Origin of the sequence: Kordia sp., assembly GCF_965224175.1 — a bacterium.
Taxonomy (GTDB): Bacteria; Bacteroidota; Bacteroidia; order Flavobacteriales; family Flavobacteriaceae; genus Kordia.
On sequence record NZ_OZ245041.1, the window covers coordinates 1,274,132 to 1,294,069 of the forward strand.

General features: G+C 31.8%; 13 protein-coding genes. 5 read left to right on the forward strand and 8 right to left on the reverse strand.

Translation table 11 applies throughout. The features are described from left to right. Nucleotides 1-282: 282 nt before the first annotated feature. Nucleotides 283-5,982 carry a hypothetical protein gene (locus ACOQOS_RS05600; protein ID WP_420573987.1) on the reverse strand — a complete coding sequence of 1,900 codons (5,700 nt, stop codon included), beginning with the start codon at nt 5,980-5,982 and terminating at the stop codon, nt 283-285. Nucleotides 5,983-6,254: 272 nt separating this feature from the next. Beyond that, nucleotides 6,255-6,584, reverse strand: a complete 330-nt coding sequence (locus ACOQOS_RS05605; protein WP_420573988.1) for a T9SS type A sorting domain-containing protein — start codon at nt 6,582-6,584, stop codon at nt 6,255-6,257. 205 nt (nt 6,585-6,789) lie between these two features. Between ACOQOS_RS05605 and ACOQOS_RS05610 the strand changes: the two genes are divergently transcribed. After that, the gene (locus tag ACOQOS_RS05610) at nt 6,790-8,070 is read left to right on the forward strand and encodes a lipase family protein (RefSeq protein ID WP_420573989.1); all 1,281 of its coding nucleotides are present in this window, start codon (nt 6,790-6,792) and stop codon (nt 8,068-8,070) included. 138 nt (nt 8,071-8,208) lie between these two features. On the opposite strand, the gene ACOQOS_RS05615 is transcribed toward ACOQOS_RS05610, so the two are convergent. Then, nucleotides 8,209-9,660, reverse strand: a complete 1,452-nt coding sequence (locus ACOQOS_RS05615; protein ID WP_420573990.1) for a sigma 54-interacting transcriptional regulator — start codon at nt 9,658-9,660, stop codon at nt 8,209-8,211. Nucleotides 9,661-9,955: 295 nt separating this feature from the next. On the opposite strand from ACOQOS_RS05615, the gene ACOQOS_RS05620 reads away from it, so the two are divergent. The 3 genes from ACOQOS_RS05620 (at nt 9,956) to ACOQOS_RS05630 (ending at nt 11,698) form a co-directional block, all read left to right on the forward strand. Beyond that, a complete protein-coding gene (locus ACOQOS_RS05620) occupies nt 9,956-10,543 on the forward strand; it encodes a Crp/Fnr family transcriptional regulator (RefSeq protein ID WP_420573991.1) in 588 nt (195 codons plus the stop codon). A 91-nt stretch (nt 10,544-10,634) separates the two neighbouring features. Further along, on the forward strand, nt 10,635-11,183 hold the full coding sequence (locus ACOQOS_RS05625; RefSeq protein WP_420573992.1) for a carboxymuconolactone decarboxylase family protein: 549 nt from the start codon (nt 10,635-10,637) through the stop codon (nt 11,181-11,183). A 5-nt stretch (nt 11,184-11,188) separates the two neighbouring features. Further along, nucleotides 11,189-11,698: a DUF1440 domain-containing protein gene (locus ACOQOS_RS05630; protein WP_420573993.1), complete on the forward strand. Its 510-nt coding sequence runs from the start codon at nt 11,189-11,191 to the stop codon at nt 11,696-11,698. A gap of 127 nt (nt 11,699-11,825) precedes the next feature. On the opposite strand, the gene ACOQOS_RS05635 is transcribed toward ACOQOS_RS05630, so the two are convergent. Beyond that, nucleotides 11,826-12,974 carry a vWA domain-containing protein gene (locus ACOQOS_RS05635; protein WP_420573994.1) on the reverse strand — a complete coding sequence of 383 codons (1,149 nt, stop codon included), beginning with the start codon at nt 12,972-12,974 and terminating at the stop codon, nt 11,826-11,828. A gap of 331 nt (nt 12,975-13,305) precedes the next feature. Next, complete coding sequence (locus ACOQOS_RS05640) at nt 13,306-14,184, reverse strand: LysR family transcriptional regulator (protein WP_420573995.1); 879 nt, start codon at nt 14,182-14,184, stop codon at nt 13,306-13,308. Between the two features lie 79 nt (nt 14,185-14,263). Here ACOQOS_RS05640 and ACOQOS_RS05645 point away from each other — a divergent pair, with 79 nt between their 5' ends. Beyond that, nucleotides 14,264-14,884 (forward strand): NAD(P)H-dependent oxidoreductase, encoded by a 621-nt coding sequence (locus ACOQOS_RS05645; protein ID WP_420573996.1) that lies wholly within the window; start codon nt 14,264-14,266, stop codon nt 14,882-14,884. An 18-nt stretch (nt 14,885-14,902) separates the two neighbouring features. On the opposite strand, the gene ACOQOS_RS05650 is transcribed toward ACOQOS_RS05645, so the two are convergent. The 3 genes from ACOQOS_RS05650 to carB all read right to left on the reverse strand — a co-directional run bounded on the left by ACOQOS_RS05650 (nt 14,903) and on the right by carB (nt 19,912). Beyond that, the gene (locus ACOQOS_RS05650) at nt 14,903-15,523 is read right to left on the reverse strand and encodes a GNAT family N-acetyltransferase (protein WP_420573997.1); all 621 of its coding nucleotides are present in this window, start codon (nt 15,521-15,523) and stop codon (nt 14,903-14,905) included. Between the two features lie 68 nt (nt 15,524-15,591). Continuing rightward, on the reverse strand, nt 15,592-16,656 hold the full coding sequence (gene rsgA, locus ACOQOS_RS05655) for a ribosome small subunit-dependent GTPase A (RefSeq protein WP_420573998.1): 1,065 nt from the start codon (nt 16,654-16,656) through the stop codon (nt 15,592-15,594). Between the two features lie 400 nt (nt 16,657-17,056). Next, the gene (carB, locus tag ACOQOS_RS05660; RefSeq protein ID WP_420573999.1) at nt 17,057-19,912 is read right to left on the reverse strand and encodes a carbamoyl-phosphate synthase large subunit; all 2,856 of its coding nucleotides are present in this window, start codon (nt 19,910-19,912) and stop codon (nt 17,057-17,059) included. Nucleotides 19,913-19,938: the final 26 nt, after the last annotated feature.

The window sequence follows — 19,938 nt, forward strand, 5'->3', positions numbered from 1 at the left end:
ATCAGTTGAGAAGGTAATAAAAAAGTGTTTTTCTGATTTGAAAAAAATTAACAGTTAGGGATGAATTTTTTCATTACAAAGAAGCGTTTTAATGTTTCCGTTATCAATTATTTCATCCCAAAAAATATAAATTAAGGAATCCAAATAAAAAAACGCCATCTCCGAAGAAATGACGTTCCCTAAAAATCCCCTAGTATATTTATAACTACCAAATTTTAAATAGCCCTAGAAAATATATTTATTTTTTAGCCGATTATTATACTGTTTGATTTATATCTATTGTTAATCATTTTCTGGTAATTGTTCATTGATTTGATATGTACTAAAGTTTAAAAAGTTTCCTGGATGTGCTAAGACATTTTGCAGAATAACTGGTGTATCTGGAGTTGTTCCTGAGTATTGTGTATTTCCGTCCATGTTTAAATCGTCTGTTTTGTAGCCATTTACCGAATACGTTGGAAAATTGAGAAAGTTTCCAGCATCATTTAATACAGTTGAGAGAATTGCAGGCGTATCTGGATTGGTTCCTGAATATTGAACCATTTGATCTCCATTTACATTTCCTGCCCACATGGCTATTTTATTTGCTTGCATTCCAGAAGTTGTCTGCGCATTGCTTCCAAAAGTTATTTGATTGTTTGCATTTGTAAAATCGATGGTTGTTGCTCCTTGTTTTAATGCTATTCTACTTGCCGTCATTATTCCTAAGTGATTACGATGTTTGATAACTACATGGTATTTATCAGCAGGAATCGCATTAAACGTTACTGGTGTCATTAAATCATCACTTGTAGATACTATATCTCCATCTCGTTGTAAAATGGCTGATTGTGCCGCAACTATGTTTCTTGGGTTATTCGTATTTCGCAATTCTACCCACACCCAATCTACCATTGAATTTTCAAGATTATCAGTTGTTCTTACGAGTTCACTTATTGTTGCGCCGTCTGCATATGGTGAAGTTTCACTAATAAGTCCGCTTACGCGTAAATCGTCTCGCATCAAGGTTTCTTCTCCAGTATTCGGATTTAAACTAGCTCCTTGTAGGAACACTTTTGGACTTAATTCAATATAATCACAACTGGTTTCATTAAAATTTGTTTGTGCATCTTTGTTTGTCCAATTGGCAGTACTATACACAGCAGCATCTACCAAAACACAATACAGATTAGGATTTGAAGTTGTGTTAAAAGTTGTCACATTGCTATTGTTACCATTTTGTACGTTCAGTGATGTTAATTGATTATCGAATGCTTCTAATTCTGTTAAATTTACATTATTGCTGAGATCTAAGTGTTGAATTTGATTGGAATAGCTTGTCAATTCTTCTAAATTAATATTCGTTGTTACATCTAATTCCGTCAAAAAGTTATCATGTACATTTAAGTCATTCAACATTGTATTTGAACTTACGTCAATATTTGTCAGTTTATTTCCGCCGCAGGCTAAAAATTCTAAATTAGGATTGGCACTAAATTCTAATGAAGTGAAATAGTTACGTTGTCCTAGGAAAAATTCTAAATTGATATTGTTGCTGAGATCTATTGTTGTCAGCTTGTTATCACTGAAAGCAATGACCGTTAATATTGGAGAGTTGCTTATATTTAAGCTTGTTACTTGATTGTTTGTAAAACGAAGATCTTCCAAGAGTGTATTGGTTGACATGTCGATTGTTGTCAAATTATTACTAGATAGATTTACATCTCTTAACGCAGTATTCATAGTAAAATCTAGTGTTGTAAGCTCATTAAAATCACATTCTAAGATAAATAATGCTGGATTATTGCTTAAATCTAATGTTGTTAGTTTGTTTGATTTACATACCAAACGTTCTAAGGAAGGTGTTTTTACATTCAAAGACGTTAAGTCGTTAAATTCACATTCAAGTATCGCTAAAGCTGTGTTGTTACTTACATTTAAGTTCGTTAATGAATTATTAGCACAATATAAGTTTTGCAATGCCGCAAAATTTTCAATTCCTGTTAAATCAGTAATTCCTCTACTAGCAATATTTAAGGTAGTTATGGTATTTATATTTGCGGTTGGCACAAAATCATCTAACGCACCAGAGTCGTATCCTAAATCAATTAGTGCTTGTTCAAAAGCATCATCAGGAACATAAGTAGCATAATTACAATCTTGATTAAAACTCGTTTGTACATCAATGCCCGTCCAATTGGCTGTACTCCAAGTGGCATCATCTACTTGTATACACAGTAAACTTGAGTTTCCTATGGCTGAGAAACCTACAAAGTTCGTGTTATTTCCATTTTTGACATTTAGTATTTCTAATGCATTATTGTTAGCATACAACTCATTCAATGCGGTTTGAAAGTTTGCATTTAAAATCGCAATATTGTTGTTATTAATATTCAGTGACACTAACAATGAGTTGTTGTTAACATTTAACGTAGTAAGCATGTTTTCACTTACGTTGAGCTCGGTAAGACTTACATTAGTAAATATGTCAAGAGTAGTTAATACGTTTGAAGCACAGTTTAAGCTAGTTAAATTCAAATTAGAGCTTACATTTAGTGTTCCCAACATATTGGACGAGCAGTTTAATTCTTGCAAGGCGGTAAAATCTTCAATTCCTGTTAAATCTGAGATACTTTTATTGCTAATATCTAGTATTGTAACTGTTTCTATATTGGCAGTAAGAACTAAATCATCTAAAGGTCCAGAATCGTATCCTAGATCTATAAGCGCTTGTTCAAAGGCATCATCTGGCACATAAGTATTTCCAAAATTACAGCTTTCGCTAAACGAAGTTTGTGCGTCAATTCCGCTCCAATTCGCAGTACTGTAAGCTGCATCGTCTACTTGAATACAACTTAAGTTTGGATTTAGTGTCGCAGAAAACGAAGTAAAATTTAGATTGTTTCCGTTTTGAACATTTAATGTTTCCAAGTTATTACTTGAACAAAACAAACGGTTTAACGCAGGATTTTCATCTAATTTTAAAACCGTTAGATTGTTTTCATCTACATCTAAGTAGGTTAAGGATAAATTATTACTAACATCTATCGTTGTTATTTCGTTAGACCATACAGTTAGTGATTGTAATGCTGTATTGTTTGATACATCAATTGAAGGAATTAGATTGAAACCGCAATTAAGCAATAGTAAATTTGTATTGTTACTTACATCGATACTTGTCAAAATATTATACGAACAGTTTAATTGTTGTAGTGCTGTAAAATCTTTGATACCAGTTAAATCGGCAATTCCTTTATCACTTACGTCTAAATTTAATACTGTATTAATATTTGCCGTAAGCACATAATCATTTAAAGGTCCTGAATCATATCCTAAATCAATTAGTGCTTGTTCAAAAACATCGTCTGGTACATATGTAAAAAATTGTTGACAGTTTACATTGAAACTTGTTTGTCCATCTATAGAAGTCCAGTTTGTTGTACTGTATGCTGCATCATCTACTTCTATACATGTTAAGTTTGGATTGTTTAATGTTGAAAAATTTGTAATACTTGTATTGTTTCCATTCTTTACCGACAGTAATTCAAAATTATTATTAGCTCCATTAAATTCAGTTAGTTGCGTATGGTTTTCTAGGTTTAAAGACGTAATTCCGTTTGTACTTACATCCAAACTTATCAAAGCTAGATTAGTGCTTAATGCTAAGGCATTCATCACATTAGAACTAACATTTAAGCTTGTAAGTAGCGTGTTTGAAGATATATCTAAATTAGCAATTGAGTTAACAGAACAATCTAATGTTTCTAAGGCAACAAACTCTTCAATTCCAGTCATGTCTACAATTCCTTTGTTGCTAATATTTAAAGATGTTAGTGTATTTATATTCGCTTTAAGTACATAATCATCTAGTGAACCAGCATCGTAACCTAAGTCAATTAATGCTTGCTCAAAAGCATCGTCAGGTATGTATACAAGGTCATAATTACAATTTTCACTAAAACTTGTTTGTGCATCGATACTTGTCCAATTAGTTGTACTATATGCAGCATCATCTACTTCTATACATGTTAAATTTGGATTGCTTGTGGCTTGAAATCCAGTGAGGTTTGTATTGTTGCCATTCTTTATATTCAATTCTTCTAAGTTCATACAATTGTTTGTATAAAACTCAGTTAACTGTGTATTTAGACTTACATCTAGTGTTGTGTAATCATTTCCTCCGATGTCTAATACTTGTAAGTTAGTATTATTTGTAACATCAAGTACAGATAAATCATTATCAAAACACCACAATTTTTCTAATGCTGTATTTACATTGACATTTAATGTGCTTAATTGATTTGATTGTGTATATAATTCTTTCAAAACCAAATTATTGCTCACATCTACAGTTGTGATGTTGTTGAATCCTACAGACAATAAATCGAGTGCTGTGTTTGTGCTTACATCTACAGAAGATAGTTGATTTTCGTAAGCGACATAAGTTACTAAAGCATTTAATCCTGTTGTGTTTATACTTGTAATTTGATTCGTTCTACACCATAATATTTGCAACATCGGATTGGACGACACATCTATTGTGCTTATTTGATTTCCAAAACAGTATAATTCTATCAAATCTGGATTTCCAGAAGTATCAATCGTTGTTAATTGATTGTTTCCGCAAATAAATTGTAATAAAAACGGATTGTTTGCCGTATTTATAATACTAATATTGTTATTTGTGAGAGAAAAAGCAAGTAATGAATTATTCAGAGAAATGTCGATAGCTGATAGTTGATTGTTATTCATGCTTAATACTTCCAATCTGTCTAACAGAGATACATCAATCGTTGTAATATTGTTATCATTCGCTCTAAAATCTCTTAGTTGTACATTGGAAGTAATATTAATAGTAGCCAATTGATTGTCATTACAATAAAGAGTTTCAAGTGCTAAAAAATCTTCTATTCCTTCCAAACTTGCTATATTTTTTGAGCTTACATCTAAACTTGTTATGGAATTTATATTCGCTGTAGGAACATAATCATCTAAGGTTCCAGAATCATATCCTAAATCAATTAACACTTGTTCAAAATTATCATCTGGTACATAGGTCATTGAAGAATCACAATTCGTATTAAAAGTTACGCTTGTATCTACTGCTGTCCAGTTGGTAGTACTATAAGCTACGTCGTCTACTTGAATACAAGAAAGTGCTGGCGTATTTGTGACCACAAAAGTTGTAATTGCCGTATTGTTTCCATTTTGTACGTTTAAGCTTCTTAAGTTGATCATACTTTGAGCGCGAAGCAGTTTTAACGCAGGATTGTTACTCAAATCTAACTCTTCTAAAGCTGTTTGATTTGATGCAAAAAAATTCACATACAAATACTCCAATAATGTATTATTACTCAAATCTAATGTTTCTATTGGAGTTCCGTACAAGTTAAGCAGTGTAAGTTCTGAATTATGACTAAGGTCAATTGTTTGAAATTGATTTCCGGAAATTCGTAATATTTTTAATGCTGGTGTATTAGAGAGATCTAAGATTGTCATGCCATTTCCTGAACAATCTAACTCTGTTAAATTACTATTGTTTACATTTAAATCAGTAATATCATTTCCATTACAATGAAGTGTTTTCAGCGATGTATTTGTGCTTACATCTAAGCTAGATAAGTCAAGAAGTTGAAGATATACCGTTTCTAAATTTGTCAATCCTGTAATATTGATGCTCGTTAAATCGCCTGTATACGCAGAAATTAATGTTAGATTGCTATTATTTGTAAAATCGGCTGTTTGTATTTGATTTTGTGAAAAGTATATTTCTTCAAGCGCGGTAAAATCGGCAATTCCGGTAAGGTCAATTATATTTTTTTGATTGATATTTAAGCTAGTGACCACATTTATATTGGCAGTAGGCACATAATCGTCTAATGGTCCAGAATCATAACCTAAATCTATAAGTGCTTGTTCAAAATTATCGTCGGGAACAAAAGTTTGTGCAATCGTGAATATGGGTAATATCATGATTGCAATAGGTAGTAGTATTTTTTTCATTTGCTTATTCTATTGCTTTTAAGGAATGCAAACATATTTACACACGCTTAACAAACCCAATAAAATAAAGGTATTGTGACAAACACCATATAAAAAAGTGATGAATATATTTTATAAACTAACGAATAGCTATCTATTATTTTGCTTATTTCCTTTTAGAAAAGTAGTTTGTCATGTAGTAGATATTTTTTTATCGAAAGAAAAAAAATTAATCATAGAGAAAACATCGACAGTAGTCGATTTTAAAAAATAATTGTAAATAATAGGTGAATTTATTTTTTCACAAAACGCTTTGTGATCGATTTTTTATCTGTGATTACTTTTACTAAGTAAATTCCAGATTTCCACGAAGTAATATCGATCGCGTTGTGCATAGCGGTTAACTTTCCAGTATAAATTTTTCTCCCTAGTAGATTATAGACTTCAACGGCAGCATTTGTTTTTTGCGTTAATCGAATGTTCAATTCATTGATTCCAGGATTTGGAGAAATATTGAATACTGTTTCAGTAGTAGAAGCAAATTGAGTACTTGCGCTATTTTGTGCTATAGCGGCAGTACTAAAGGAAATTAATAAAATAAGTAAGAGTATTTTTTGCTTCACTCGTTCTCGATTTGGTGGATTTATCACAAATGTAATAATTATTTATAAATATGTGCTTTTTTTAACATTCTATATGCAATATTTTAATTTTTATCAGTATAAATACGTGGTTCTATTTTCGAGTAAAAGTATTCTATTATTGATTTTTTTTTAGCTGTTAATTTGTAAGTAACTAGTATTAACTATCATGAAAAAAAATTAGCATATGAATCCAACCAAACAACTACTACAGCAAATCTATAGCTTATCATTTTCTGTCAATTCTGCATCAGGACTTTCATGGAGTCAAACTGATTGTAAAAGCGGAATGATTGAAATGCAAGCTTATATTTCGCTAGTAGCCAATGATGTATTACAAAAAACAAAAGATATCATTGGAGATTGGTCTGCCATTTGGGGACCTATTGTATATGCAAACGATCCTACCTCAACGTCTGTACATGCAGACAATACTATGGGAATGTATTACAATGAAAGTGAAAATACCATCGTAATTGCAATTGCCGGAACAAATATAAACTCTCCTTACGGTTGGTTTGTAGAAGATTTCTCAGTGAATAAAACATATTCTTGGGAATTAGTAACTGGCGCACCAAATTCTGGAAATATTTCCAACGGAACGCATATTGGTCTTGAAATTTTGTTAGGAATGAAAGACAAAAATGGAAAGAATATAGTAACTGCTTTACAAAATTTTGTGGCTTCATCAAATACTTCCAACATTCAGTTAGCTGTTGCAGGACATAGTTTAGGAGGCGCATTATCACCAACACTAGCTTTGTATTTATCTGATACTAAAGACGAATGGGATCCAGAGAATAAGACTTCTATTGGCGCATTTCCAACGGCTGGCCCAACTCCTGGCGATGAAGGTTTTGCTTCGTACTACGAAAAACAAATTGCTGCCAATAAAATTTACTATTTGAGTCAACACAATGCTATTGATATTGTTCCACATGCTTGGCAAAAAGATGATTTGGCAAAAATTCCAACGATTTATGAAGATTATATCAAACCGCCAACTGGAGCCAATCCTTCAGAAACTTTAACTGGAACTTTAGCCAGTGTAGCTGCCTTAAATGCTTTAGCTACCAAGAATATTATTGGTGTTCCTGTGAATCGTTACCAACAAATATCACCTTCTACAACACTGAATGGAACATTTAATACTGAGATTGATGATAAAATTTCAAAGACTCTAAAATATATAAAATTTGTACTTCCATTAGCATTAGGGAAATATGCTGCTTACTTACGAAACTTGGTTCGTTTTGCTGCACAAGCAGGAACGCAGCACGTTACAGCGTATTATTCGCTTTTGGATATTGAACAGTTTATGGACGCATATAAAGAAATTTTGAGTCAACATAAACCTAAAGGTCAAGTAGTTTTAGAACCGTATGAAACTGCTGTAAAAGAAATTGCTAAAGTAGATTTACAGAAAATTGACGAAGCTGCTATGAAATTAGCAAAAGATAATCACTAGACTATTTAGGATAGTGGCTAACCAACCATTTATTTTATTGTTCAAAAAAAATGTTTCCTGAAAAATCGTAAGATTCCACGGAAACATTTTTTATTATCTATTTTGTTCGAAATTACACTTTGCGCGTATGTAAATTAATTACAGGAAATGCTTTCCAAATCCAATAGAATCGAAAGTAAAAGCAGTACTATTTTCAGATTTATCTAGTTTATTATTGATCGTTAATGCCCATAAAATTAATTCTTTACAGAAGGCTTGATCTTCTTTACTGTAATCAGTTGCATATTCTTTGATGACTTCTTCTAATGGTGTAACTAATTGTAAACTTTCGTAGAACTCATCGTCTGTAGCTGTGTAGTTGAGTTCTAAAAAGTTATCATCAAACCAGCTTACAACATCTGTATATGTCGTTTTTACGCCTTCTTTTTCTAGTTTAGGTACGCGTGGAAAGATATCTTCAAATTGTGTCATTACTGCATCATCAATGAGTATTTTTGCTACTTCATCTGCGCCTTCTTGTTCACCTTCATAGACCAATTCAATTTTTCCTGTGATGGATGGAATGATCGACATAAAATCTACCAAACGAACCGTGGTTTTTTCATCTCCTGTTTCAATCAAACGTAACTTTGCCGCTGCTATTAGGTTTTCCATCGCGCTAATCGTTAAACGTGCACTTACACCACTTTTAGCATCTACATATTCACTGTTTCGCGCCGAAAAAGCAACTTGTTCTAATAAGTCTTTTGCCAAACTAGGTATTTGTATTGCCGATTTGTCTTCTGTAGAAACTTTTGCTTCTTGCGCTGTAATTTCACGTGCCAGTTGAATTGATTTTGGATAATGCGTAAAAATTTGTGACCCGATTCTATCTTTTAACGGCGTTACAATGCTTCCTCTATTGGTATAATCTTCTGGGTTTGCCGTAAATACAAATTGAATATCCAACGGCATTCGCAACTGAAAACCGCGAATTTGCACGTCACCTTCTTGTAAAATATTGAATAGAGATACTTGAATTCTTGCTTGTAAATCAGGAAGTTCGTTGATTACAAATATCGAGCGGTTTGCACGCGGAATCATTCCGTAGTGTAATACACGTTCATCAGAATATGGCAGTTTTAAAGTCGCAGCTTTTATCGGATCAATGTCACCAATCAAATCAGACACATTTACATCTGGTGTCGCTAATTTTTCAAAGAATCGTTCCGAACGATGTACCCAAACAATCGGTGTTTCGTCTCCGTGCTCAGCGAGTATATCTCTTGCATATTTTGAAATGGGTTCAAACGGACTATCGTTAATTTCAGAACCTTTTACAATGGGCATATATTCGTCTAATAAATCGACCATACTACGAGCAATTCGTGTCTTTGCCTGTCCGCGTAAACCTAATAAATTGATATGATGCCCAGCTAGAATTGCTTTTTTTAATTGTGGAATTACAGTGTCTTCATATCCCAATAAACCTTCAAAAATGGGTTCATTTGCTTTGATACGTTGTATTAGATTTGCTTGTAATTCTTCACTAATCGTTTTATGTGTATATCCAGCATCTTTTAATTCTTTGAATGTGATTTCTTTTTGCATGTTTTTTTCTTCTTTTTCATTAGTTGTCAGAAACTCTATAAAATTAATGCATACGGTTCTTTTTCCGAAATATAGTGCATGTTTTTCGCTAACAATTCTTGAAAAAATTTATTTAATAGTAATGTTAGTGTATAATCTATCTTTTAGATTCGACAGACCTTTATACAAATCGCAAGACAACTATTGGAGTCATAACCATCAATCATTGTTTTAATTTGTACTTTAGAAAAAATTATAAAATATAGTGAAGAGTATGAAAAACGTACTTTTTACTGACGAACCATTACATTAAATAATGAAAACGAATACTTCTAATTTTATTGACTATATAAAAAATTCCATTCCACTTTCTGATGAAGAAGAGTTGTTAGTATTATCTAAAATAAGCAGCAGAAAGTATTTAAAAGGCCAATATATATTACAGCAAGGAGATTTATGTAAAACATTAAACTTTGTTGTTTCTGGCGTTACAAAGACTTTTCATATTGATGATGAAGGTAACGAGCATATTTTTCGATTTGCAATTGAAAATTGGTGGGCAACTGATTTGCCTAGTTTTATTAATCAAGATATTGCAAATACAAATATTCAATGTTTGGAAAATACTGAAGTTATTCAAATTTCATTACAAAATTTTGAGCGTTTAAATGTTGAAATTCCACAATTTGAGCATTTTTTTCGCATTCTTTTTCAAAGAGTTTCTATAGCGCTTGAGAAACGCATCATTAACAATTTAAGTTTTCCTGCTAAAGAAAGATATTTATTATTCAGACAAGAATATAAAGCATTTGAACAGCGAATACCTCAATATATGATAGCATCTTATTTAGGCATTTCTAAACAGTACTTAAGTGAAATACGCAATCTATTAACTTCCAATTGAAAAATGTTCAACTACCTGAACAAAATTTCTTCAGATAGCTGAATTCACATCGTTTTTTGTATCTCCATCTTTGCACAATAAAATACAAAAAATGAAAACAAATTTAAAAATCAACTTCGAAGTTCCTAATAGGGAACAAATGTCTGTAGACAACTTACCAACGTATGATACCATCGTAAAATCGGTAGGTTTTATGCCCAACCTTTTTGCTACATTAGGATTGTCTGATAATGGATTGAAACGTTATATCTCTTTTCAAAATGAGAAATCTTCCTTGAGCAATAAAGAAAAAGAAGCCATCAACCTAGTGGTTAGTGAAGTAAATGAATGTGACTATTGTAGAGCTGCTCATACTGCAATTGGAAAAATGAATGGGTTTACTGATGAACAAGCTCTTGAGTTAAGAAGTGGTCAAGTTTCTTTTGATAGTAAGTTAAACGCGCTAGTAAAACTAAGCCAAAATATTGTACATACGCGCGGAAAAGTAACATCTCAATATTTAGAATTATTTTTCAATGAAGGCTATAACCAAGGTCATTTAGTAGATGTTATTTTACAGATTGGAGAAAAAACAATGACAAATTATCTTCATAATATTACTCAAATACCAATTGATTTTCCTGAAGTCGCAAATATTTAAAAAACATGGAACAACATAAAACCACTTCTTTTTTATCATTTGATTTTACGAGATCATCAAGTCCTACCAAAACGATTTTATGGTCTGGTTTAATTTCAGGTATTCTAGATTCAATTGCAGGAGTAATAGTTTATTATATTTATTTTAACTTAAATCCTTTACAAGTATTACAGTTTATAGCAGCAGGTGTTTACGGTCCAGAAGCCATAAACGGAGGAATAGGAATGATTTTAATGGGAACTTTTTTCCATTTCTTGATCGCTTATGTAGCTGCTATTATTTACTTTTTTGCTTATCCAAACATAAGTTTATTACGCAATAACAAAGTGTTAATGGGACTACTTTATGGTTTTGTCATTTGGTTATTTATGAATTTATTGGTTTTACCAAACTCAAATATTCCAAAAGCACCTTTTGATATGGGATTGGCGATTGTAGGGATTGTATGGCACATGGTATTGGTTGGATTACCAATTGCTTTGATTACCTCTAAATATTTAAAAAAAGAACACTAAGTCAACGACTTCGGTGCAGTTACATCTCGATGATCGAGTTAAAACATAAAGTAATATGTAAAAAAGGACATTTGATCGTAAATGTCCTTTTTTATGTTTTAAATTATAATGTATTGAATATGATATTTTATATTCTTCTTTTTCTATTTTTTTCGTAATCTTCAAAAATCATTTGTCCCAAGCCAGATAGACCTGTTAAGAAGGCTTTTCCCCTATTCTGTTCTGTAAATAGTTCTACAAATCGTCTTAGGTATGGATCTTGAGCAATCATGAAAGTTGTGATTGGAATTTTGAGTTTTCGTGCTTGCGCAGCTTTGTTTAAACATTGCGAAACGATACGTTCGTCCAAACCAAAACTATTTTTATAAAATTCGCCATTAGGCAAGGTTAAACAGCTTGGTTTTCCGTCTGTAATCATAAAAATTTGTTTGTTGGTATTTCGCTTTCGGCGGAGAATATCCATAGCTAATTCTAAGCCAGCCACCGTATTTGTATGATATGGACCTACTTTTAAATATGGTAAATCTTTAATTTTGATCGGCCATGCTTCATTTCCAAAAACAATGACATCAATAGAATCTTTTGGATATTTCCTATGAATCAACTCTACCAAAGCCATCGCTACTTTTTTTGCTGGTGTGATACGATCTTCTCCATACAGAATCATGGAATGACTGATATCAATCATTAAAACCGTGCTCATTTGCGCTTTGTGCTTAGTTTCTTCTACGATTAAATCATTTTCAGTAATTCGCAAATCACCAATTCCGTTATTGACTTGTGCATTTTTGATACTTTCCGTCATGTTTATCATTGCCAAATCGTCACCAAATTGGTACGCACGATGTTCTCCGTTATGCTCATCGCCCTTTCCTAATTTGGTTGTTGTATGATTTCCTAAACCGCTTTTTTTAAGTTTTCCGAATATTTGTTCTAAAGCATATGCACGCAGAGCAGATTCTAATTTTGCAGTCAATATGTTTTTACCTTTTCCGCTTCCTGTTCCTGTATTTCCTTTTTCAGGATCAATTTCTTCTTTGATGTAACCACGTTTCTTTAAATCGTCTTCAAAGTCTTGTAATGTATATTCATCAGTAAAGATATTGTATTCTTTATCGAGCGTATCAAGCCAATCAAAAGCTTCTTCAATATCGCCTGATGTATGTGTTAGAATGTCTTTAAAAATATCAAACACACGTTCAAAATGTGATACTTCTTTTGGAATATGCTTGCTAAATGTAAAGCCTTTTCCGTAGTTAAAATTCATTTCGCTCATGAATTGTTCCTTTCTTTTTTCAGTTTTGCTAGTAAAGATGTTTTTTTACTCGATCATCGAGATTTAAATACTCCGACACTTGCGTCAAAATATTTTTCATTATTTCTGTTCAATATTTCGTGGACTTGCCTCGAAGGAGTTGACTAGCTTTTCTTTTTATTGTAAAAATACGGAAAAGATTGGAGAATGAAGATTTGTTGTTTAGAATGAATGTGATAATATTCAGTTTCACCTCAGAGTATTTTATAACATGTGTTCCGTAGCTAAATACGAAAGTTAGTAAATAAAAACTGAATTGAAAGTTCATTAAAGTTTAACAAGCAAACTAAGACTAACTACATTTCATGTTTTCTATAAAGAGCTTGATTTCTTTTAAATTACTATTTTTAAGTTTATATGAATAAAACAACTTTTGTACTATTGTTTTAGTATACTTCATTGGTGTTTTTATCAAATTTTCGTTTAATTCATCTTCACATAGATATTTAGGAACTATACTTAATCCTTCATTATTTTTTAAAATTTCTATAATGTCTAAATAAGATGGCAAAATATATCTTGGAACTATTTTAGGGTTTGTATTAAATCTAGCATCCCAGAATTTTTTTATGTCATATTGATTATTGTCATAAACAAACCAAGATTGCTTCTGTAACCATTTGATCAGTTTTTCTTCATTTTTTTCTATCTCTATCGGAATAGAAACAGTATTTGAACTAATTAATTCTAACTCTTCATTTTTTATATGTATGAATTGATGATCATAAATATCATGCTTTTTTATTCCAACTAATAATTGAATTTTATCCATTTCAAGAGCTTCAATTAATTCTTTTTCATTTCCAAAATGAGTTACTATATACATATCAAAAGAATAAATTTGATGTATTAATTCTTTTTTAAAAAAATCTGTAGTACAACCAATCGTTATTGCATAGCGTTGTTTTTTTGCTCTTTGATTTGAATAATATTCTACTTTTTCTAATTCTTGTAATGGATTGTTAATTTGTGAATATAAAAATTTCCCATACTCGGTAGCTGTTAATTTTCGAGTTGTTCTTTCAAATAGTTTTTTTCCAATGTGACTTTCTAATGCAGCTAAATGTTTGCTAACTCCTGGTTGTGTCATATGTAACTTTTTTGAAGCTTCTGTGAGGCTATTACACTCATAAATTACACTAAAAGTTCTCAACCACTCTAAATTAATCATAACACTAGTTATTAATTACCAAACAAAAATAATTAAAATTATCAATGCATTGAATCTATATTTGTAAAAAATAGAAACAATGACAAAAACATTAGTAATAAATTATACACCTAGAAAAGGTTCTTACACAAAAATTTTATTTGATGAATTTGTAGAACTCGCAAAAGGGAAAACAGAAATGAAATATTTAAATTTAGCAGAAACTCCGCCTGAATTATTATTAAAGAAAAATTTGAATTTAGTCATGGAATGGAATGCAGGCAAGAGAAATTTTTCAGAAGAAGAACTCTTTGCTTTATCTAATCATCATAAACTGATAGAAGAAGTTATTGAGGTTGATAATATTGTATTGGCTTTTCCTATTTACAATTTTACAATGCCAGCAACAGTGAAGGCTTGGATAGATGCTATTGTAGTTAGTGATAAGACATTTTCTTTTAGTCCTGAAACTGGTTTTATTGGTCTTTGTAATGATAAAAAAGCGCTATCAATCATAGTTAGTGGATTCGATTATGATGACTCTAGCACTCTTAAAGAGTTTGCTTCTTCTACATTAAAACAAAATTTTGATTTTATGGGTATTTCTTCAGAACAAATTACAGCTTTTGGTGTAGATCAACATAGAGATCAATTGAATTCAATTCTTGAAAATGCTAAATTTCAAATAAAAAATTTGATTGATCGATGGTTTCCAAATTAATCCAAGATTTGTTGATTGTTACTTTATCCGCTGATACATTTGTATTTTATCAATATAAATTTCTTCTTGCTTGAAAAAGTCTTTAATAGTTCCACTAATTTGAAAGCCCATCTTTTGATATAAATTATATCCGATTGCGTTAGAAGCATATACATCTAACCAAATGAGTTCTAATTTAGATTGGTTTTTTGCCCATTCTAAAGCACACTTGATTAAAATTTTACCTAAACCTTGATTTCTACAGTTTTCATGAATTCCCATACCAAGCATTGCCGTATGACTTATTTTTGACCTTTTACTTCCTGTTAAGTCAATATTTCCGACAAGTTCGCCATTATATTCCGCAACTAAAAAGATACTGTTTTTACTTTCTGCATATTCCTTAATGAGATTTGTTTCTCTTTGTACATCATTTGGATATTCGTCCAAAGTTAGTGGAAGCGTGCTTGTGTTTCTGATGTATCCTCTTTTTAGGTCAAGAATGGCTTGTGCTTCTTTTTCTTCAGGCAATCTAATTGTAATTTGCTTACCTGATTTTAATACGTAATTTGTTTCTTGAAAGCTCAATTGATATTCTTTTAATAATTCATAAAGTACTAAATAAAAATCAAACAGAAAATTCCAGTCAAAAACATGCATATAGCCTTGTCTTTTAACTGGAATTTATTTTTAACTACTACTTGTAATTAAGAATCAATATACTAAGTTTAGTATTTCGTCCTTTTTTTGGTATACTTTATTTGTTTTACCATTTTGCCAAACTTTTTGTCTTTTTTTCTTTTTTCAGCAATTGACAATTCAAAGTGCATTTTTTCTTTCTCAATTTTCACATAGTTATCATAAACCGATTGCTCCAAAGTGTTGTTTTGAATCGCTTCTAAAATTGCGCAATCTACTTCACTCGTATGTGTACAATTTGAAAATTTACATTGTTTTGCTAGTGCTATGACTGTTTCAAATGTAGTATGTATTCCTTCTGAAGCATCAATCATTCCAACTTCTTTCATACCAGGCATATCAATCAAAATTCCATCATTTGAGACAATTAATTCTCTATGGGTTGTCGTATGTTTTCCTTTGTCTATATCTAATCTAATTTCTTTAGTGAGCATTATTTCTTTACCAAACAGATTATTCGTTAACGTAGATTTTCCAACTCCTGAAGAACCTAACAAACAATATGTTATGCCTTTTTTTAAGTACTTTTTTAAAGGTACAATTCCGTTACACATTTTATTGCTAATAGCAACAATAGGTACTTTTTTAATTCGTTCTTCAATTGAAACTATGTAGCTTTCAAGCTTTACAGTATCTATTAAATCTATTTTGTTCAGAACAATAATTGGTTTTACATTAGATGAATAACAAAGCGTTAAATAGCGTTCCATACGATTGATATTAAAATCATTATCTACAGCCTGAACAATTAGAGCGTAGTCAATATTTGTAGCTATGACTTGTTTTTTTCCTTGTTGTCCAACAGACTTTCTTGAAATAATAGATTGTCGTGGTATTATTTTGTGTATTAATGCTAAAGAAGCGTCATAAAGCATCACTAAAACCCAATCGCCAACAGCTGGATAGTCTTCACTATCCTGTGCAGCATAGCGTAAATTTCCTGTGATTTCAGCTTCTACATCTCCTTTCTCTGTTTTTACAATGTATTTGTTTTTATGCTGTGAACTGACTCTGCCAATATGAAAGTCTTCAAGATTCATGGCAGATCTTAGTTTTTGAATATTTTCGTTATATCCGAAATCTTCTAGTTTCATGTTTTTATGTCTTTATACAAATTGTGATCATCTGTATTGAATACTTATACAAATGCAAAGCAGTATTCTGTATCATAAAACTGTATACAGAAAAGCCGATCACAAAATGTGATGATATTAAAAATTTAAATAAAGTAGTAAAGCTCCAGATGCGTACTGGAGTTGATGTGATAGTCAATAAAAAGAAATTGACTATTTATTTAACAATATCCAAGAATGATATTATAGACATAAATTGTTTTTAGATAATAAAGCAAAATTAAAGAATACATTCTTTAATTCATAATTCTATATAGAAAAACGCTTCCAAAAACTGTGAAGCTTTATGGAAGCGTTTTTTATGATAATTATTTGATAAACTCCAAACTAATTAATAAATAATATGGAGCAGAGTTGAAAACTACTTACTCAAATACATTTTTCTTCTTGAATATAAATTATAGAATTCGTCATCCTTTAAGCTATCAATGAATAAGATGCTTTCTCCTGTACTTTTCATTTCTGGTCCTAAACGTTTGTTTACATTCGGGAACTTATTGAATGAGAATACTGGTTGTTTGATAGCATATCCTTCTAATTGCGGATTGAAATCAAAGTCCGTTACTTTCTTCTCACCTAACATTACTTTCGTAGCATAGTTTACATATGGTTCTTTGTATGCTTTTGCAATGAAAGGAACCGTACGAGAAGCTCTTGGATTGGCTTCTATGATGTATACCATATCATCTTTAATCGCAAACTGAATGTTGATTAAACCTACGGTATTTAAAGCTAAGGCGATCTTTTTGGTGTGATCTTTTATTTGCTGCATCACAAATTCACCTAAGTTAAATGGTGGTAAGGTTGCGTTTGAATCTCCAGAGTGAATACCGCAAGGTTCAATATGCTCCATGATTCCAATGATGTATACATTTTCTCCGTCACAGATAGCATCTGCTTCAGCTTCAATTGCTCCATCTAAGTAATGATCTAGTAAGAGTTTGTTGTTTGGAATTTTACGTAGTAAGTCTACAACTGTTTCTTCCAACTCTTGCTTGTTGATCACAATTTTCATTCCTTGTCCTCCAAGTACGTATGAAGGTCTTACCAAAATTGGAAAATCTAATTCATCAGCCAATGCCAACGCTTCATCTGCATTTTCAGCAACTCCAAATTCTGGATAAGGAATGTTATTTTCTTTTAACAAAGTAGAGAAACTTCCTCTGTCTTCTGCTAAATCTAATGATTGATACGTTGTTCCAATAATTTTGATTCCGTAACGGTCTAGCTTTTCTGCTAGTTTCAACGCTGTTTGTCCTCCAAGCTGTACAATGACACCTTCTGGCTTTTCATGTTGAATGATATCGTATATGTGTTCCCAGAAAACTGGTTCAAAATATAATTTATCAGCCGTATCAAAATCTGTTGAAACCGTTTCAGGATTACAGTTGATCATAATGGTTTCATAACCACATTCAGCCGCAGCTAAAACTCCGTGCACACAGCAATAATCAAACTCAATTCCTTGTCCAATTCTGTTTGGTCCAGAACCTAATACTACTATTTTTTTCTTATCAGATACGACACTTTCGTTGTGTACATAACGATTCCCGTCTGCTGTTTCAATTTCAGCTTCAAATGTAGAATAGTAATATGGAGTTTTTGCTGTAAATTCTGCTGCACACGTATCTACCAATTTATAAACACGTTTTATACCTAAGTCTTCACGTTTTTTATAAACTTCGCTTTCCCAACATCCTAACATATGTGCTATTTGTCGGTCTGCAAATCCTTTTTGTTTTGCTTCTAATAATAAATCTCTTGAAATACTATCAATTTTGTTGTGCGTAGTTATTTCTTTTTCAAGATTGTATAATTCTTCGTATTGCTTTAAGAACCACATATCAATCTTAGTGATTTCATAGATTCTACTTAATGGAATTCCCATCTGAATCGCATCGTAAATCACAAATACACGATCCCAAGAAGCATGACGTAACTTGCTTATGATTTGATCGTAGTTTTTATATCCTTTTCCGTCAGCACCAAGTCCATTACGTTTTATTTCTAGTGACTGTGTAGCTTTGTGTAAGGCTTCTTGGAACGAACGCCCAATTCCCATTACTTCTCCAACGGCTTTCATTTGAAGTCCTAATTCGCGATCTGAACCTTCAAATTTATCAAAATTCCAACGTGGTATTTTTACAATTACATAATCTAACGTTGGCTCAAATAATGCTGATGTTGATTTTGTAATTTGATTGTCTAATTCGTCTAATGAATATCCGATAGCTAATTTTGCAGCAATTTTTGCAATTGGATATCCTGTAGCTTTACTTGCCAATGCAGAAGAACGTGATACACGCGGATTGATTTCAATAGCGATAATTTCTTCTTGATCGTCTGGACTTACAGCAAATTGTACATTACATCCACCTTCAAAGTCACCAATACTACGCATCATTTTGATCGCCATATCACGCATTTTCTGATACGTACGGTCTGATAAAGTCATTGCTGGCGCCACTGTGATAGAGTCTCCTGTATGGATTCCCATAGGGTCCATATTTTCGATAGAACAGATAATAACTACGTTGTCGTTTTTGTCACGAAGTAATTCTAACTCGTATTCTTTCCAACCCATCATCGCTTTATCGATCATTACTTCATGGATTGGAGAAGCTTCTAATCCGCGACGTAATAATTCGTCAAAATCTTCTGGATCATATACAATAGAAGCTCCTGCGCCACCAAGTGTGTATGAAGCTCTAATTACTAATGGAAAACCAAATTCTTGTGCAATTTCTTTTCCCTTTAAGAAGGAAGTTGCAGTAGCTTGTGGTGCCATTCCAACACCAATTTCTCCCATTAATTCTCTAAACTTTTCACGATCTTCAGTAATATTGATCGCTTCAATATCTACACCGATTAGTTTTACATCAAAATCTTCCCAAATTCCTTTCTCATCAGCTTCAATACACAAATTCAATGCTGTTTGTCCTCCCATAGTTGGTAAAACGGCATCAATATTTGGATGATTCTTTAGAACTTCAATAATTGATTTAGTAGTTAATGGTTTTAGATACACATGATCCGCCATAGTTGGGTCGGTCATGATGGTTGCTGGATTTGAATTGATTAGAATCGTTTCGATTCCATCTTCTCTTAGTGAGCGTAATGCTTGTGATCCTGAGTAATCGAATTCACATGCTTGACCAATTACGATTGGTCCTGATCCGATAATTAAAATCGATTTTAAGTCTTCTCTTTTTGGCATTAGTTTGTTTGTGTGTTGTGTTGCGT

Excerpts from the sequence above, each read along its gene's own strand:
- ACOQOS_RS05600 (WP_420573987.1), bottom strand. The coding sequence starts at position 5,982 with ATGAAAAAAATACTACTACCTATTGCAATCATGATATTACCCATATTC.
- ACOQOS_RS05610 (WP_420573989.1), top strand. The coding sequence starts at position 6,790 with ATGAATCCAACCAAACAACTACTACAGCAAATCTATAGCTTATCATTT.
- ACOQOS_RS05615 (WP_420573990.1), bottom strand. The coding sequence starts at position 9,660 with ATGCAAAAAGAAATCACATTCAAAGAATTAAAAGATGCTGGATATACA.
- ACOQOS_RS05620 (WP_420573991.1), top strand. The coding sequence starts at position 9,956 with ATGAAAACGAATACTTCTAATTTTATTGACTATATAAAAAATTCCATT.
- ACOQOS_RS05625 (WP_420573992.1), top strand. The coding sequence starts at position 10,635 with ATGAAAACAAATTTAAAAATCAACTTCGAAGTTCCTAATAGGGAACAA.
- ACOQOS_RS05630 (WP_420573993.1), top strand. The coding sequence starts at position 11,189 with ATGGAACAACATAAAACCACTTCTTTTTTATCATTTGATTTTACGAGA.
- ACOQOS_RS05635 (WP_420573994.1), bottom strand. The coding sequence starts at position 12,974 with ATGAGCGAAATGAATTTTAACTACGGAAAAGGCTTTACATTTAGCAAG.
- ACOQOS_RS05640 (WP_420573995.1), bottom strand. The coding sequence starts at position 14,184 with ATGATTAATTTAGAGTGGTTGAGAACTTTTAGTGTAATTTATGAGTGT.
- ACOQOS_RS05645 (WP_420573996.1), top strand. The coding sequence starts at position 14,264 with ATGACAAAAACATTAGTAATAAATTATACACCTAGAAAAGGTTCTTAC.
- ACOQOS_RS05650 (WP_420573997.1), bottom strand. The coding sequence starts at position 15,523 with ATGCATGTTTTTGACTGGAATTTTCTGTTTGATTTTTATTTAGTACTT.
- rsgA (WP_420573998.1), bottom strand. The coding sequence starts at position 16,656 with ATGAAACTAGAAGATTTCGGATATAACGAAAATATTCAAAAACTAAGA.
- carB (WP_420573999.1), bottom strand. The coding sequence starts at position 19,912 with ATGCCAAAAAGAGAAGACTTAAAATCGATTTTAATTATCGGATCAGGA.